General features: G+C 67.8%; 13 protein-coding genes. 10 read left to right on the top strand and 3 right to left on the bottom strand.

The features are described from left to right. Window positions 1-42 precede the first annotated feature (42 nt). Complete coding sequence (locus tag ACQVDU_RS14835; RefSeq protein ID WP_300591277.1) at window positions 43-1,812, bottom strand: hypothetical protein; 1,770 nt, start codon at window positions 1,810-1,812, stop codon at window positions 43-45. A 46-nt stretch (window positions 1,813-1,858) separates the two neighbouring features. Beyond that, a complete protein-coding gene (locus ACQVDU_RS14830) occupies window positions 1,859-2,272 on the bottom strand; it encodes a ribosomal maturation YjgA family protein (protein WP_300591278.1) in 414 nt (137 codons plus the stop codon). 76 nt (window positions 2,273-2,348) lie between these two features. Between ACQVDU_RS14830 and ACQVDU_RS14825 the strand changes: the two genes are divergently transcribed. Beyond that, window positions 2,349-3,041, top strand: coding sequence for a HEAT repeat domain-containing protein (locus ACQVDU_RS14825; RefSeq protein WP_300591279.1), 693 nt, complete (start codon window positions 2,349-2,351; stop codon window positions 3,039-3,041). A gap of 39 nt (window positions 3,042-3,080) precedes the next feature. Here the strand turns inward: ACQVDU_RS14825 and ACQVDU_RS14820 are convergent, their stop codons facing one another. After that, window positions 3,081-4,676, bottom strand: coding sequence for a bifunctional NAD(P)/FAD-dependent oxidoreductase/class I SAM-dependent methyltransferase (locus ACQVDU_RS14820; protein ID WP_300591280.1), 1,596 nt, complete (start codon window positions 4,674-4,676; stop codon window positions 3,081-3,083). A gap of 76 nt (window positions 4,677-4,752) precedes the next feature. Between ACQVDU_RS14820 and ACQVDU_RS14815 the strand changes: the two genes are divergently transcribed. The 9 genes from ACQVDU_RS14815 (at window position 4,753) to ACQVDU_RS14775 (ending at window position 14,222) form a co-directional block, all read left to right on the top strand. Further along, window positions 4,753-5,307 (top strand): helix-turn-helix domain-containing protein, encoded by a 555-nt coding sequence (locus ACQVDU_RS14815; RefSeq protein WP_300591281.1) that lies wholly within the window; start codon window positions 4,753-4,755, stop codon window positions 5,305-5,307. 78 nt (window positions 5,308-5,385) lie between these two features. Continuing rightward, a complete protein-coding gene (locus ACQVDU_RS14810; protein WP_300591282.1) occupies window positions 5,386-7,128 on the top strand; it encodes a DEAD/DEAH box helicase in 1,743 nt (580 codons plus the stop codon). Window positions 7,129-7,241: 113 nt separating this feature from the next. Further along, window positions 7,242-7,802, top strand: a complete 561-nt coding sequence (locus tag ACQVDU_RS14805; RefSeq protein WP_300591283.1) for a hypothetical protein — start codon at window positions 7,242-7,244, stop codon at window positions 7,800-7,802. A gap of 46 nt (window positions 7,803-7,848) precedes the next feature. Beyond that, window positions 7,849-8,889 (top strand): glycosyltransferase family 4 protein, encoded by a 1,041-nt coding sequence (locus ACQVDU_RS14800; RefSeq protein WP_300591285.1) that lies wholly within the window; start codon window positions 7,849-7,851, stop codon window positions 8,887-8,889. 147 nt (window positions 8,890-9,036) lie between these two features. Then, the gene (locus ACQVDU_RS14795) at window positions 9,037-10,170 is read left to right on the top strand and encodes a glycosyltransferase (protein ID WP_300591286.1); all 1,134 of its coding nucleotides are present in this window, start codon (window positions 9,037-9,039) and stop codon (window positions 10,168-10,170) included. Then, window positions 10,170-11,180 (top strand): glycosyltransferase, encoded by a 1,011-nt coding sequence (locus ACQVDU_RS14790; protein ID WP_443477524.1) that lies wholly within the window; start codon window positions 10,170-10,172, stop codon window positions 11,178-11,180. Before ACQVDU_RS14795 ends, ACQVDU_RS14790 begins: the two co-directional genes overlap by 1 nt. Further along, entirely contained in the window at window positions 11,177-12,637 is a 1,461-nt protein-coding gene (locus tag ACQVDU_RS14785) for a glycoside hydrolase family 130 protein (protein ID WP_300591288.1), read from the top strand. The genes ACQVDU_RS14790 and ACQVDU_RS14785 overlap by 4 nt, the downstream gene beginning before the upstream one ends. Window positions 12,638-12,716: 79 nt before the next feature. Beyond that, window positions 12,717-13,514 (top strand): transglutaminase-like domain-containing protein, encoded by a 798-nt coding sequence (locus ACQVDU_RS14780; protein ID WP_300591289.1) that lies wholly within the window; start codon window positions 12,717-12,719, stop codon window positions 13,512-13,514. 102 nt (window positions 13,515-13,616) lie between these two features. Further along, window positions 13,617-14,222 (top strand): HD domain-containing protein, encoded by a 606-nt coding sequence (locus ACQVDU_RS14775; RefSeq protein WP_300591290.1) that lies wholly within the window; start codon window positions 13,617-13,619, stop codon window positions 14,220-14,222. The last annotated feature ends 125 nt before the right edge of the window (window positions 14,223-14,347 follow it).

The raw sequence follows: 14,347 nt of genomic DNA, 5'->3' as shown, positions 1-14,347 counted from the left end.
ACAATGTCCCCCGCTCGGGGGCTAGCGGGTCGCCGGCTGCACCTAGAAACTGGCAGCGCGGGCTACCGGCGACGACGGCGCGTCCGGATCGGAAACCACGGGCAAGACGGTTTCAAAGACGACATCGGCCCCTGACTGCAGGATTCGCGTGTTCGGTCGGCGGGTTCCGATCCCGGATGCTCGTCGCTCGGCAGACGGAAGGGTTCCCGGCGATGCGACCGTGACAACCAGGCGATCATCGCTCGGAACGGCAAGCGAAACGGTGGCCTCCCGCGCTCCCGAGTGCTTGACCGCGTTGACGAAGGCTTCAGTGACCGCCTCGGCGGCCAGCTCATCGGTCTCCTGATCACCCAGCGCCGTAGCGGCAGTGGCCGAGACCGTGTAGGCGATGTCGAGGACCGCTCGCCACGCTGAGATGACGCGACCGAGGGAACCGAGGGGACCGTGCAGCGATCCGCGCTCGACGTCTCGCTCGTTGACCGGCCCTTGCACTCGATAGAAGGCGGCATCCGTTCGCGCACGGAACTGGGCGACCTCACCCACGGTGGGCTGTCGCTCATCGGCCTGTGCGGCAAGGATGACGCACTGACCTTGCACGCCGCCATGCAGGATGCCGACCGCATGGCGCAACGGATCCGATGCCCGAGCGCTCTCGCGTGCCGCGTCTCGCGCCGCACCCGCGAGCAGGTCCTGCGACATCGCCGCCGCGAGGCGCGCCTCGCGCAAGGCGTCAGTACAGACGGACACCGAGATGGCAAGACCCGGCACGGCAACGATGCCGACGTACGCCACCAGGCCGATGTCGGACAACAGCGTCACCGACAGCACGGCGACAGCACAGCCCGCCAGTACCCAGAGGAGCAGGAACAGCACGGGCCGCCAGCGCCCGCCGGGTCGCGGAAGCAACCGGCGGCCAACGAAGCCCGCGGCCAGGTCGATCGCCAACAGACCCATCACCCCGAGAATCCCGACGCTGAGGCCGCCCTGCATGATCGAGAACGGAAGAGTTGCCACCGCATAGACCGCCCCAACCATCAGGAGCGGCGGGTTTGCCAGTCGCTCCGAGATCGTGCGGGGCCGCAGGGCGGATGCCGTCACCGGACCAGGCACCGGAGCCGAGGCATCCGTTGCATCAGCGCGCGCCTCGAGCAGGTGACTCTCGCGCCGCACCTCTTGGGCGTAGGCGCGCACGCTGTCGAAGTCGACGGGGCGAGCCAGCAGCACGTTGCGGGATGCCTGGAGTCTGCGCACCGTCGCGGCGAGCACCTCTCCAACCTCGTCGGCCTGAGCGCGCGCCCTCTCGAGGCTGGCACGCATCGGCGCCAGCGCTCGTTCCAGGCGCGCGTTGATCGCTCGCCGGCGGGCGTATTCCGAGAGCGTGATGCTGACGAGCGAGAACAGCGCAATCCCGGCAACGATGTTCGTGACCACACGCGGGAGGAAGACGCCAGCCGTAGCGACGTCCCACAGCCACCGCGATAGCAGGTCGTTCAGCGGTGTTCGGATGATGCAGATCACCAGCAGCGTCGTCAGGACGGCAGCCCCGCGGGCAGGTCGTGAGCGCCAACGGCGTTCTGCGACCGCCGCCGGCAGGACGAGAATCGCCAGCACGATCCACCCAAGCACACCGACCACCATGGCCTGCAGGTATCCCGTCACCGACGCACTGTTGACCGTCGGCACACCCACGATGGCAGCGAGCACGAAAGAGAGGAACGCGCTCCATCGGTTGTAGAAGGAGCCGTCGGTGACGGCGCGCCACCAGATCTCGGCGACTCCCGTCACCCGCAGACGCTCCCACACCTCGATCACCTTGCCCCAGATTCAGACAACCGTATCCCGCCGCGGGCGAAACGCGTCAGGTGCCTTTGGCCCTACCCCGCGAAAGAGCAGTATCCGCGGCTGTCAGCACGAGGGTTGCAGTCGCGTAAACGACGAGATCCCGCGGGTCGAAGACGGTGCCGAGGACGAGCATCGCCGGAGGGAACGCGTTGCCCGCCGCCAGGGGGACGCCGGTGAGCTGGAACAGCTCGATACCGACACACCACGCGAGCGTGACAGCACCGACGAGGAGCGGATGTCGCCCGGGCATGATCGCGGTAAGGAAGGCATACACGGCAACCGCGTAGAGCGCGTCCCCGGCAATGTCGGTGGCTGCCGTGTCGGGCAGGAAGAGGTGAACGCACAGTCCCGCTGCGATCACCATGAGCAGTACCGCGAATCCCACGACGCGCCGAGTGCGGGTGCGGCTGCGGCGCGTGACATCGGTCATGCCCCTACCGTAGGGCGACGCCTGACACCGTGATCGTCACCCGTACTCCGAGTCGCGGGAGGCGTACTGTCGGAGTATGACCGGTAGCGCCGAGTGGGCTGCTGAGCTGCTCCCTATGCCGACATCGGCGCGGGCGGCCTACCTCTCAGCCCATTCCGGGCTTCCTGGTCCACGCGCGAATCTCGAGCTGGTCGCAGCGTTTGCCCCTCTCGCCGATGAGCCCACCATCGACGCACTCCTGGCGACGGGCGACGAGTACCACGCCATGTGCGCGGCTGCCGCGCTCGGCATGCGAGTCGAGGGCGCGGCATCCGAAAAGCGCGCCCGGGAGCTTGCCGCCGACGCCCGGTGGCGCGTGCGCGAGGGCGTCGCGCTGGGCCTCCAGCTTCTGGGTGACGCCAGGCCCGCGGCGCTGGCATCGATCGTGGATGCGTGGGTCGACCGCGCCCATCCCCTCGTGCAGCGCGCCGCCCTCGCAGCAATCTGCGAGCCGCGCCTGCTGCGGGATCCTCGGATGGCAGAGCTCGCGCTGGACGCCTGTGAGCGCACGACCCAGTACCTCGTGAGTCAGCCGCCTGCGGAGCGGAAGACCCCAGACGTCCGAACCCTGCGACTGGCGCTGGGCTATTGCTGGAGCGTGGCTGTCGCCGCGGATCCGATGCGTGGCCTTCCCGTCTTCGCCGCCCTCGATACCGGCGATCCCGATGTCGCATGGATCGTGACTCAGAACTGCCGCAAGAAGCGCCTCTCACGCCTCCTCGACAGCTGAGACCGGGGCGCCGTTCGCGCCCCAGGGGCGGTCACGCGCTCAGGTGGTTCGCACCGCCCGCAGCACGACATCCTCGACGTGGTGGCCACTCACCGCTCCGGCGGGGCGCGGCCGCGTCTCGTGCACGTCGATCCGCCACCCCTCCGATGCGGCGAGCGCGGCCGCGATCTCGGTGACGCCGGCGTACGCATCCGGGTCGAACATCGGCGTGTGTTCGACAGGGTCGAGCCCCTCGCGCGCCCACGCCGTGTCGTGGGAGACCACCAGCAGCGTGCCGCCGGGAGCCACTGCACCCAGAAGGCTGCGCACTCCCCTGCCGTCGGGAGTGCGGGCGAACGATCCGTATTGCAGCGAGACGAGGTCGAACGTCTCGCCGGCGTAGGGGTGGATGCCGTTGGCATCCACGTGCCATGTGCGCACGGCCAGTCCCCGACGCCGCGCTTCGTGCTCGACGCGGGCGAGTGCGCGGGAGGAAACGTCGGATGCCGTCACACGCCACCCGCGCTCGGCAAGCCAGAGGGCATCGCCGCCCTCGCCCGCCCCGACATCCAGAACAGTTCCCGGGGTGAGTCCGTCGACCTCAGCAACGAGCGTGCCGTTCGGGTTGCCGCTCCAGACCTGCTCGCCGCTGTAGCGACCGTCCCATTCGGTCTCGACGCCCGACGGGCGGGAGCTTGCGGCGAGATCTTCGTCGGCCAGGCTGAACGCGATCTGCGCGCCGACCATACTGCCGTTCGCGGCGGCGGGAAGCACCTGCAGGCTCGGGTCGACGACGTTACCTGCCGCGAAGACGCCGTCCGCGGCCGTTCGGCCCGTGGCATCGGCGATCAGCGCATCACCGAACCCTGTCGCGTGGGGAGTCGCTTCGAGCCCCAGACCGGCGAGCGCTTCGACGCGGGCATGGAACCGCGCGCCGACCAGCACGGCGTCCGCGGCGATTCGCGTGCCGTCGGTGAGGTCGATGCCGAGTGCGCCGTCAGCATCCGTCACCCGTGTCACGGTGCCGGCGATCACCGTGACACCGGATGCCTCAAGTCGGCGCACCGCCTCGGCATCCACCTCGACACCGTCGTGCAGCACGACGGTCAGAGTGTCGGTGAGGTGGCGCATGAGCGGGGTCGGGTGCAACGTGAGCGGGCTCGTGACGATCTGGACGACGCGCTGATCGCGCACCTCCCAGCCGTGACAGAACGGGCAGTGAATCACCGAGCGACCCCACCGTTCGCGCAGGCCGTCGATCTCGGGCAGTTCGTCGGTGATCCCGGATGCCACGAGCACACGACGCGCGAGCAGGGCCCCTCCACCGGAGAGTTCGAGGCGGAACAGATCCCCGTCGCGGTGAACGTCGAGGACGCGCCCCGACAGCACCTCTCCGCCGTAGGAGCGGACTTCCTCCCGGCCGATCGCCCGTAGCTCGGCGGGCGGCGCACCTTCGCGCCCGAGGTAGCTGTGCATGTGCTCGGCCGGTGCGTTTCGCGGTGTGTTGTCGTCGATCACGATCACCGAACGGCGCTGGCGGACGAGCTGGAGTGCGCCGGCAAGGCCGGCAGCCGAGCCGCCGATGACGGCGACATCGCACCGGCGAATCATCGCGGGACCGCGGGTGTGGTGGTGAGACGAGTCGTGGGTGCCCATGCGTCGAGGCTAGACCGGCCTAGCGTATAGTGGATGCCAGCTTGCAATATCCGCAAGAGCAACGGATGCTGGACTCATGACAAGCACGGATGTCGAGACCCTCGCGCGGATGCGATTGCGCAGCATCCGCACCACCCTCGGGTACTCGCTCGATGAGATCGCCGAACGCAGCAACCTCAGTGCGTCAACGATCAGTCGCATCGAGACCGGTAAGCGCGCGCTCAGCATCGACGTTCTTGTGCCGCTCGCCGAAGCCCTCCAGGTGAGCGTCGACGACCTGCTGCGCGCCGAGGATGACGACGATGTCGTCATCCGACCGACTCAGCGCACTGATGGGGCGCGCACGACGTGGGCGCTGAACCGTGTCAACGGCCGCACGATGGCGATGAAGATGCGCCTGGAGCCGGCGCCCGAGATCCCCGCCACGCGGGTGCATCCGGGTTTCGACTGGTTCCTCGTGCTCGAGGGGCGGGTTCTGCTGCAGCTCGGCGAACGGCGCATCGAAGTTGCGCAGGGAGAGGCTGCAGAGTTCTCGACCATGACTCCCCATGCCATCAGCGCGATCGATGAGCCCGCCGAACTCGTGATGATCTTCGACCGCGAGGGTCAGCGCGCGCACCTGCATCGGTGACGTCGCGGTGAGGTTCCCGCTCACCCGGGCGCGGATGCCGAATCGCGCCAAACCGACGGAGCGACTAGCGTCACACCTATGGCTTCTTCCCTCGAGAACGTAACCGACGAGGTAGAGCCTCCTCGATCCGAACCCGCTTTCGCTGAGCTCGGTCTCAACGACGCGGTCATGAAGGCGCTCAAGGATGTCGGCTACGAGACGCCATCCGCCATCCAGGCCGCTACCATCCCTCCCCTGCTGTCAGGACGCGACGTCGTCGGACTCGCCCAGACCGGCACGGGAAAGACCGCTGCATTCGCGCTGCCGATCCTCTCTCGACTCGATCTGTCGCAGAAGACCCCGCAGGCGCTCGTGCTCGCCCCCACTCGTGAACTCGCCCTGCAGGTCTGCGAGGCCTTCGAAAAGTACGCATCGCACCTGCGCGGCGTGCACGTGCTGCCCGTGTACGGCGGACAGGGCTATGGTCAGCAACTCTCCGCTCTGCGCCGCGGCGTCCACATCGTGGTCGGCACCCCCGGCCGCATCATGGACCATCTCGACAAGGGCACACTCGACCTGTCGGAGCTGAAGTACCTCGTGCTCGACGAGGCCGACGAGATGCTGAAGATGGGCTTCGCCGAGGATGTCGAGACGATCCTCGCCGACACCCCGAGCACCAAGCAGGTGGCCCTCTTCTCGGCGACGATGCCCGCGCAGATCCGGCGCATCTCGGCGCAGTACCTCAAGGATCCCGAAGAGATCACGGTCAAGACCAAGACCACCACCTCGGCCAATATTTCGCAGCGGTACCTGGTGGTGTCGTACCCGCAGAAGGTCGATGCACTCACCCGCATCCTCGAGGTCGAGAACTTCGAGGGCATGATTGTCTTCACGCGCACGAAGAACGAGACCGAGACCCTCGCCGAGAAGCTGCGCGCCCGCGGATACACGGCAGCCGCGATCAGCGGCGATGTCGCGCAGGCGCAGCGCGAGCGCACCGTCAATCAGCTCAAGAGCGGCAAGCTCGACATCCTGGTGGCAACGGATGTCGCGGCCCGCGGCCTCGACGTCGACCGCATCAGCCACGTCGTGAACTACGACCTGCCGATCGACACCGAGTCATACGTCCACCGCGTCGGGCGAACGGGACGAGCCGGTCGCACGGGAGCTGCGATCAGCTTCGTCACCCCGCGCGAAAGACGCATGCTGACCTCGATCGAGAAGGCCACCCGGCAGCCGCTGACCGAAATGAAGCTGCCGAGCGTCGACGACGTCAACGCGACGCGACTCACGCGCTTCGACGACGCCATCACGGCGGCGCTCGCAGACCCCGAGCAGATCAGTATCTTCCGCGACATCGTCGCGCACTACGTCGAGCACCACGATGTTCCCGAAGCGGACGTCGCAGCGGCGCTCGCGATCGTCGCGCAGGGCGATACGCCCCTACTGCTCGAGCCGGATGCCGCGCCCGAGCCGCGCTTGGCGCGCGACACGCAGGACCGACCCGAGCGTGGCGGACGTGACCGCAACGACCGCTCCGATCGCGGCCCCCGTGGCGGTGGGCGCGCGCGAACGACCTACCGAATCTCCGTTGGCCGGCGCCACAAGGTTGAGCCGCGCCAGATCGTTGGAGCCCTCGCGAACGAGGGTGGTCTTCGCCGCGAGGACTTCGGCGCAATCCAGATCCGCCCTGACTTCTCCCTCGTCGAGCTGCCGGCGGATCTCTCGCGTGACACGCTGAAGCGCCTCGAGAACACGCGCATCAGCGGCAAGCTCATCGAACTCAAGCCTGACCGGTTCGGTTCGTCGGCTAAGCGCGAAGACCGCCCGACCCGCCGCTGAACCGCTGCGGAGGGAGTGCCCGTCGTTTCGACGACGTCTCAGCTGTCGCGCACGTTCTTGTTCGCCCCAAGCGAACCTGTGAGGCCCACATCTTCGGGGCGTACCGTCAGGTCATGACGACACAGACACGAACGAGCGGCCTCGACGCCGCAACGCTGGGCCTCGGATCGGTGCTGGTGGCTTCGTTGCCTGCGGCGTTGATGACCGACGAGGCCCCTGACCGCTACACGGTAGAAGCGGTGTTCACCCGTCGCCCCGAACGCGACGAAGTGACGCAGATCCTCGGCAGCGGGACGCGGGATTTTCTCGCGAGAGCGGGATATCCGACGGTCGAGGTGATGGTCTCGGATCGTCGGCTGGAGATCGCGAACACGAATCTCGAGGAGCTGCGAGATGGCCTTGCCGGCGTGCTCGCGGATCGGCTCGCTGAGATCGGCGAGGAGCTCCGTGCCGAGAGGGCGGTAGCCGCCGCGCGCTTTGAGGAAGCGGCAGCGAGCGAGCAGAGCCGCGCGGCTGCCGTAGCAGCACTCGCGGAGTCCGTGACGTTCCGACGCACCGGCATTGCGAATGCCCCGCACAGCTCCGCCATCGACAACACGGATCTGGATGCGAGCTACCGGGCGCAGATCGATGAGTGGAGCGACGAGGGCGGTCACGCGCGAACACGCTCGTGACGCCGGGATGCCGGTGGACTGAGCACACCCCGCTCGGCGGACCGACATGGTGCTGAGGGTCGGGATGCTGGCCCCGGTCGCCTGGCGGACGCCACCCGAGCACTACGGCCCGTGGGAACGCGTCACGAGCCTCCTCACGGAGGGCCTGGTGCGACGAGGCGTTGCGGTGACGCTGTTCGCGACAGCCGACTCGGTGACCGAGGCGGAACTCGATGCGGTGGTTCCGCACGGCTATGAGGGCGATCGGCTGATGGACGGCCGTGTCTGGGAAGCGCTTCACGTCGCGCATGCGATCGAGCGGTCGGGAGAGGTCGACATCGTCCACAACCAGATGGACTGGTTGCCCCTCGCGTTCAGCTCGCTGTGGGATGTGCCCCTGGTCACCACGATTCACGGATTCTCGGGGGCGGGCATCCTGCCCGCCTACGAGGCGTCATCCAGCGCGTTGGTCTCGATTTCCGACAGCGATCGTTCCCCGGCACTGGATTACGTCGCGACTGTGCACCACGGCGTCGATGCCGCAGAGCTGCCGCTGGTGGTCACCCCCGACGACTACCTCGTGTCGTTCGGGCGAATCCACCCCGACAAGGGAACGGCGCAGGCGATCGAGATCGCCTGGCGCGCGGGACGTCGGTTGGTGGTCTGCGGCATCATCCATGACCGCGAGTACTTCGCCTCCCAGGCGGAGCCCTATCTGGACGGCGACTGCGTCACGTTCCGAGGCTCCGTCGGCGCCGATGAGCGCGCCCAGGTTCTCGGGAATGCCGCGGCATTGCTGCACCCGATCGACTTCGACGAACCGTTCGGGCTGTCGGTCGTCGAGGCAATGCTCTGCGGAACTCCCGTGGTCGCCTATCGCCGCGGGTCGATGCCAGAGATCATCGATGAGGGTGTCACGGGCCGCACCGTCACGACCATCGGGCAGGCCGTGGCCGCCGTCGATGAGGTCACCGTGCTGGATCGCCGCCGCATCCATGAGCGAGCCGCGCTCCGCTTCGGTGTCGAACGGATGGTCGATGACTATCTCCGGGTGTACGAGCAGGTGCTGGCTCGACACGCGCGGACAGCTCACAGGCGGTGGGCGTAGGATCAGGTCACAGCGCCCGGAAGGTTCCCCGTTCGGGCGTGAACCGGATCACGCCACCATCGCCGCGATCCCACGAGGGATGCCGCCGGCAGACGTCTCGCCGCCGCCCGAAGACATCGCCCTTCGGGCCCACCGAGGAGCGTCGTCGTGACCCACTTTGGATTCCTGAGCACCTATCCGCCCACTCGCTGCGGCCTGGCGACGTTCACTGAGGCTCTCGCTGATGCGCTGACTGTCAGCCCGATGGACGATGCCGTCATCGTGCGCGTGCTCGACGCTCCTGATCTCACGCGAGCCCGTGACGCGTACCGATCGCCGCATCTGAGCGCGGAGCTCATCGGCGGCGGCAGTGGAGCCGCCGCCGTGGCAGCTCTCAGCGCCTGCGAGGTTGCGATCGTCCAGCACGAATACGGCATCTACGGCGGCGAAGACGGCGACGAGATCATCGCCGTGCTCGCGGCCGTGACCACCCCGACCATCGTCGTGTTGCACACGGTGCTCCCCGCGCCGACCGAACACCAACGCGCGGTCCTGACGCAGGTATGCGCCCACGCATCCGTGACCGTCGTGATGACGGATGCCGCCCGCGAAACCCTCATCGAGCACTACACCGTCGACAGCTCGCTCGTCCACGTCATCCCCCACGGCGTGGCGAGCATCGCCGTGGGGACGGTCGCGCCGCACGCCCGCAAGCGCGTTCTCACCTGGGGGTTGATCTCACCCGGTAAAGGCATCGAATGGGGCATCCGGGCCACTGCCCGACTCATCGCCCCTGACCAGTCCCCTGACGTGGAGTATGTCGTTGCCGGACAGACCCACCCGAAGGTTCTCGCTCAGGACGGCGAGAGCTATCGCGCCGAGCTCACACGCCTGGTTGAAGAACTGGGTGTCGAATCCTCAGTGCACCTGGACGGCCGTTATCTCGAGCGTGACGAGCTAGCCGCGCTGCTGGCAGCATCCGATGTCGTGCTCCTGCCCTATGACTCCCGCGACCAGGCAACCTCGGGTGTCCTCGCAGAAGCAGTAGCCGCCGGCATCCCTGTCGTCGCCACCGGCTTTCCCCACGCGGTCGAACTGCTCTCGGGTGGCGCGGGCATCGTGGTCGCGCACGAGGACCCGGAGGCCATCGCCGCAGCGTTGCACACGATCCTGACCGGAGACACCGTCGCGCGCCGCATGCGGGATGCAGCGCTCAGTGACGCTGCCGACATGAGCTGGCCTGCGGTCGCCGAGCAGTACCGACTCCTCGCTGCCGGCATCGGCGCGACGGCCGCCGCCTGATGGCTACGTCGGCACGATTCGGGCATCTGCGCGCACTCACCGACGCGCGCGGGGTCTTCGAGCACGCCCTGCTGGACATTCCACGCCGCGAACACGGATACTGCGTCGATGACGTCGCCCGCGCACTCATCGTGGTTGTGCGCGACCCCGATCACGACGACCTGCGGCAACTGAGTGAGATTTATCTGAGTTTTCTCGAGAGTGCGCTCGGGGCGGACGGCCTCACGCACAACCGGATGAACGAGTACGGCGAGTGGACCGACCAACCCGGCATGGGCGATTGGTGGGGTCGGCTCATCTGGGCTCTGGGCACCGCCGCAGCTCGTGCACCCTGGGCATCCGTGCGCGCCCGTTCGCTGGACGCCTTCCACCGAGCCGCACAGCAGCACTCCTCACACCTGCGCACCGTCGCCTACGCGGCGCTCGGCGCCGGCGAGGTTGCATCGATCCGCCCGCACGATGAAGCGGCCGAGCGCCTGCTGCGTGCACTGGTCCTCGCCGTACCGGCTCGCGCCGAGAACGGCTGGGCGTGGCCGGAAGCCCGTCTCTCCTACGGCAACGCATCCATTGCCGACGCACTCATCACTGCCGGCGCGGCGCTGCGCGATCGCGCGGCGATGGACCGCGGATTGGAGCTGCTCGGCTTTCTTCTGGAGGGCGAGACATCCGGTGATCGGCTCTCGGTGACCGGAGTCGGCGGACGCGCTGACGGGGAGGTGGGTCCGTTCTTCGATCAGCAACCGATCGAGGTCGCCGCCCTGGTCGACGCCTGCGCGCACGCCTACGAACAGACGAGCGACGTGAGGTGGCACAGGGGTATCGACCTGGGCTGGCAGTGGTTCCTCGGCGACAACGACAGCGGGATCCCCCTGGTCGACGCGGCGACGGGAGCGGGCTTCGATGGACTCGAACGCGGCGGACGCAACGAGAACCGTGGCGCGGAGTCGACGCTGGCGGCGCTCAGCACGTACCAGCAGGCACATCGCCTGGGAGTGGGAAGCCGCGCATGATGCTCGTCCGCACGCACGACGCGGAACTCCATGCCGAGGCGGACCGCGTGATCGGACAGCTGTTTCTTCCCGGAGAAGAGTCGGCGGCAACGCATTCCCGAGCGACGGAAATCGTTGCGCGAGTGCTTGCGATCGACGACGACGACGTCGAGGCCGCCGTCGCCGGCCTCATGAAGGACTTCAGCGCGCGCCATCCCGATCTCGGGGCGATGTTCCTGGCACACGCGGACGCGGTGAGCTCACGACTCACAGGCCCTATCGAGCTCAGCCACTCCCGTCGGCTCCTCCTCGGTGCGAGCTTCACGGCGGAGTTCGCGCTCGAGGGCGCTGCGCTGTGCAATCCCAGTGCCGTGGAGCATCCTGACCAGAGCGGCCTCGAACCCGGGCAGCTGCGCGTCGCGATCGCCCTCCGCGCGATCGGAGAGGGTCACCTGTCCTCCATCGGATTCGCCGAGGCCGTCATCGGCCCGGGGCGTACCTGGACCTTCCAGGACCGCCGGAAGCCTCCCTGGCGCGCGCAGGTGCGAGACGGAGACTGGAGCCTCGGGCACTTCCGGGCGATTGCGGAGCACGAGGGCATCCTCAATGAAACCTCTCACGTGATCCTGCGCGAGCTGCCGCCGCGATTCTCGGCGGCGGATCTGAACGTCGCCGTTGCCTCACTGCCCACCGAGCTCTCTTCACGCCCCGGCAGCCGTGGACAGATCGAGGCGTTGCGCGCCATCGCGGCATCCGCCTATCACGCGAGCTTCCCCGTCGAATCGGAGCTGAGCCAACGAGTCCTTACCCCCGTTGCGGCCGAAGAGCATCGCGGCATGGAGGATGCCCGGTTCGTGCGGGTGGTCGACGTCGAGGGAAGCGTCGAGTACCGTGCCACCTACACCGCGTATGACGGGCGCGACATCGCTCCTCGCCTCATCGTGACTCCCGACCTTCGCGACTTCACGATTCACCGGCTGGCAGGCAATGCCGCCCACAACAAGGGCATGGCGCTGTTCCCGCGCCGGATCGGCGACAAGCACCTCGCCCTGTGCCGCACGGGTGGTGAGAACATCTCCCTCGCCGAATCCGAGGATGGCGTCGTCTGGACTCTTACCGGGACGGTGCACGAACCACGCGAGGTCTGGGAGATCGTGCAGACCGGCAACTGCGGGGCGCCGCTGGAAACCGAGCACGGATGGCTCGTCCTCACCCACGGCGTGGGGCCGATGCGCACCTACGTCCTGGGCGCGCTCTTGCTGGACCTACAAGACCCAAGCCGCGTGATCGGCCACACCTCGTTGCCGATCCTCGAGCCTCGTCCCGGGCACAGCGACGGCTACGTGCCCAACGTCGTGTATTCGTGCGGCGGCCTGATCCACGAGGGAGTGCTGTGGATCCCGATCGGCATCGCCGACGCGCGCATCGGCGTGTGCTCCATCGGGGTCGCGGAGTTGCTCGCGGCGATGACCAGCTGAGCACCCCCATGGCGGACACGCGCCAGCGTTCGTCCTTCCCGGAGCGGGTACGGCTCCTCCGCAACGATCTGGAGCACCGATGGAGCGCACGGTCACGAGCACCCTGGTGCTGGAGGTCACGGAGCCGGCTCACCTCGTCTTCACGATCGCGGCGGCAGGTGTCTACCCGGCGATCACCGAGCGCTTCGACGCGACAGTCAACGGCACACCCGTTCCCGTCGTGGAGCTGGCGGATGCGCACCGGACGCGGCTGCACCGGCTACACGTGGGGTCGGGTGAACTCGTTGTGCACTACGAAGCGACGATTCAGGGTGCCGGCGCGGCGTTGGGAGCCAGCGAAGTCGAGCTGCTGAGGCATCTTCGTCCGAGTCGGTACTGCGAATCGGACGAGCTCGCTGCCACGGCGGCAGCTGAGTTTGCGGGACTCGATGATCCCGGCGAGCTGCTGCTGGGCGTGTCGTCGTGGGTCGGCACGCACCTGCAGTATGTTCCCGGTTCGTCCTCTCCCACCGACGGCGCCGTCAATACTCTTCTCGCCCGAAGAGGCGTATGCCGGGACTATGCGCATCTGTGTGTCGCGCTCCTTCGAGCTCGGGGCGTTCCCGCCCGGGTCGCTGCGGTCTATGCGCCAGGCCTGATGCCGATGGATTTCCACGCGGTTGCCGAAGCGTGGGTCGATGGCGCGTGGCGGGCAGTGGACGCAACAACGCTCGCGCCCCGATCAACCCTCGTCAGGATCGCGACGGGGAGGGATGCCGCCGACACGGCGTTCCTCAATGTCATCGCCGGGCGCGCCCGCCTGGTCAGCACCCAGGTCACGGCGATTGTCGACGAGATCCCCGGAGACGACCTCAACGAGCTCGTTTCCATCGCGTGAGAGCGCCGGCCCACAGGACGGCCTGACCGAGTTGGCAGGAATCCGCAGGAGGACGACGCGCCTCCACACACAGCGGGTGAGCGCCCGCTGAGAAAATCAATCGTGCGCATCGCCGACTTCCCCGTCCCCACGACGCCGGCAGCACGCGGCGCACTCGAGCTCGCGCAGCAGTACCAATCCACGGCGATGACGTCCCATGCGTTACGTTCCTGGCTCTGGGCCGAGGCATTTGCACGAGTCGACGGCGTATCAGAGATCGACCATGAACTGCTCTACGTGGCCGCCGTCCTGCACGACATCGGCACGGTGACCGAGTTCGACAACCACACGATCTCCTACGAGCACGCGGGCGGACATGTGGGCGTCGCCCTCACCGCCGGCGCCGGCTGGGATGAGGCTCGGCGCACACGGGTACTCGAGGTCATCGTGCGCCACAACTGGCCGCGGGTCGACTCAGCGATGGATGCGGAGGGATACCTTCTGGAGATCGCGACGGGCCTCGATATCTCGGGGGCCAGGCCGGATGCTGTTCCCGAATCCTTCCGACGCGAAGTGCTCACCGCATACCCGCGCGGAGCGCTCGCCGCCGAGTTCGGCGCCTGCGTGATCGAGCAGGCGGCCCGCAAGCCCGAGACTGCCGCCCGACGACTCCTCGACGGGGGGATCATTACCAAGCTCGCTGAGAACCCCCTGGAACGCCTCATGTGAGGCGGTCGTGCGCGGACTGACACTGCACATGAGCCACAGTGAGGGCTTAGCCTCGATCCACCGATGAGCCGTGGGTGTGCCGGGGCGGCATGATCGGGGCGCGGTGACGCGTCGAGGGCAGGGTT

The organism is Microbacterium sp. F2, assembly GCF_052274505.1.
GTDB lineage: Bacteria > Actinomycetota > Actinomycetes > Actinomycetales > Microbacteriaceae > Microbacterium.
This window is presented reverse-complemented; position numbering and strand designations above follow the sequence as displayed.

Bases quoted from the DNA above. Each gene is read 5' to 3' on its own strand.
- ACQVDU_RS14810 (WP_300591282.1), top strand. From the start codon at position 5,386: ATGGCTTCTTCCCTCGAGAACGTAACCGACGAGGTAGAGCCTCCTCGA.
- ACQVDU_RS14785 (WP_300591288.1), top strand. From the start codon at position 11,177: ATGATGCTCGTCCGCACGCACGACGCGGAACTCCATGCCGAGGCGGAC.
- ACQVDU_RS14790 (WP_443477524.1), top strand. From the start codon at position 10,170: ATGGCTACGTCGGCACGATTCGGGCATCTGCGCGCACTCACCGACGCG.
- ACQVDU_RS14820 (WP_300591280.1), bottom strand. From the start codon at position 4,676: ATGGGCACCCACGACTCGTCTCACCACCACACCCGCGGTCCCGCGATG.
- ACQVDU_RS14780 (WP_300591289.1), top strand. From the start codon at position 12,717: ATGGAGCGCACGGTCACGAGCACCCTGGTGCTGGAGGTCACGGAGCCG.
- ACQVDU_RS14825 (WP_300591279.1), top strand. From the start codon at position 2,349: ATGACCGGTAGCGCCGAGTGGGCTGCTGAGCTGCTCCCTATGCCGACA.
- ACQVDU_RS14815 (WP_300591281.1), top strand. From the start codon at position 4,753: ATGACAAGCACGGATGTCGAGACCCTCGCGCGGATGCGATTGCGCAGC.
- ACQVDU_RS14800 (WP_300591285.1), top strand. From the start codon at position 7,849: ATGGTGCTGAGGGTCGGGATGCTGGCCCCGGTCGCCTGGCGGACGCCA.
- ACQVDU_RS14830 (WP_300591278.1), bottom strand. From the start codon at position 2,272: ATGACCGATGTCACGCGCCGCAGCCGCACCCGCACTCGGCGCGTCGTG.
- ACQVDU_RS14805 (WP_300591283.1), top strand. From the start codon at position 7,242: ATGACGACACAGACACGAACGAGCGGCCTCGACGCCGCAACGCTGGGC.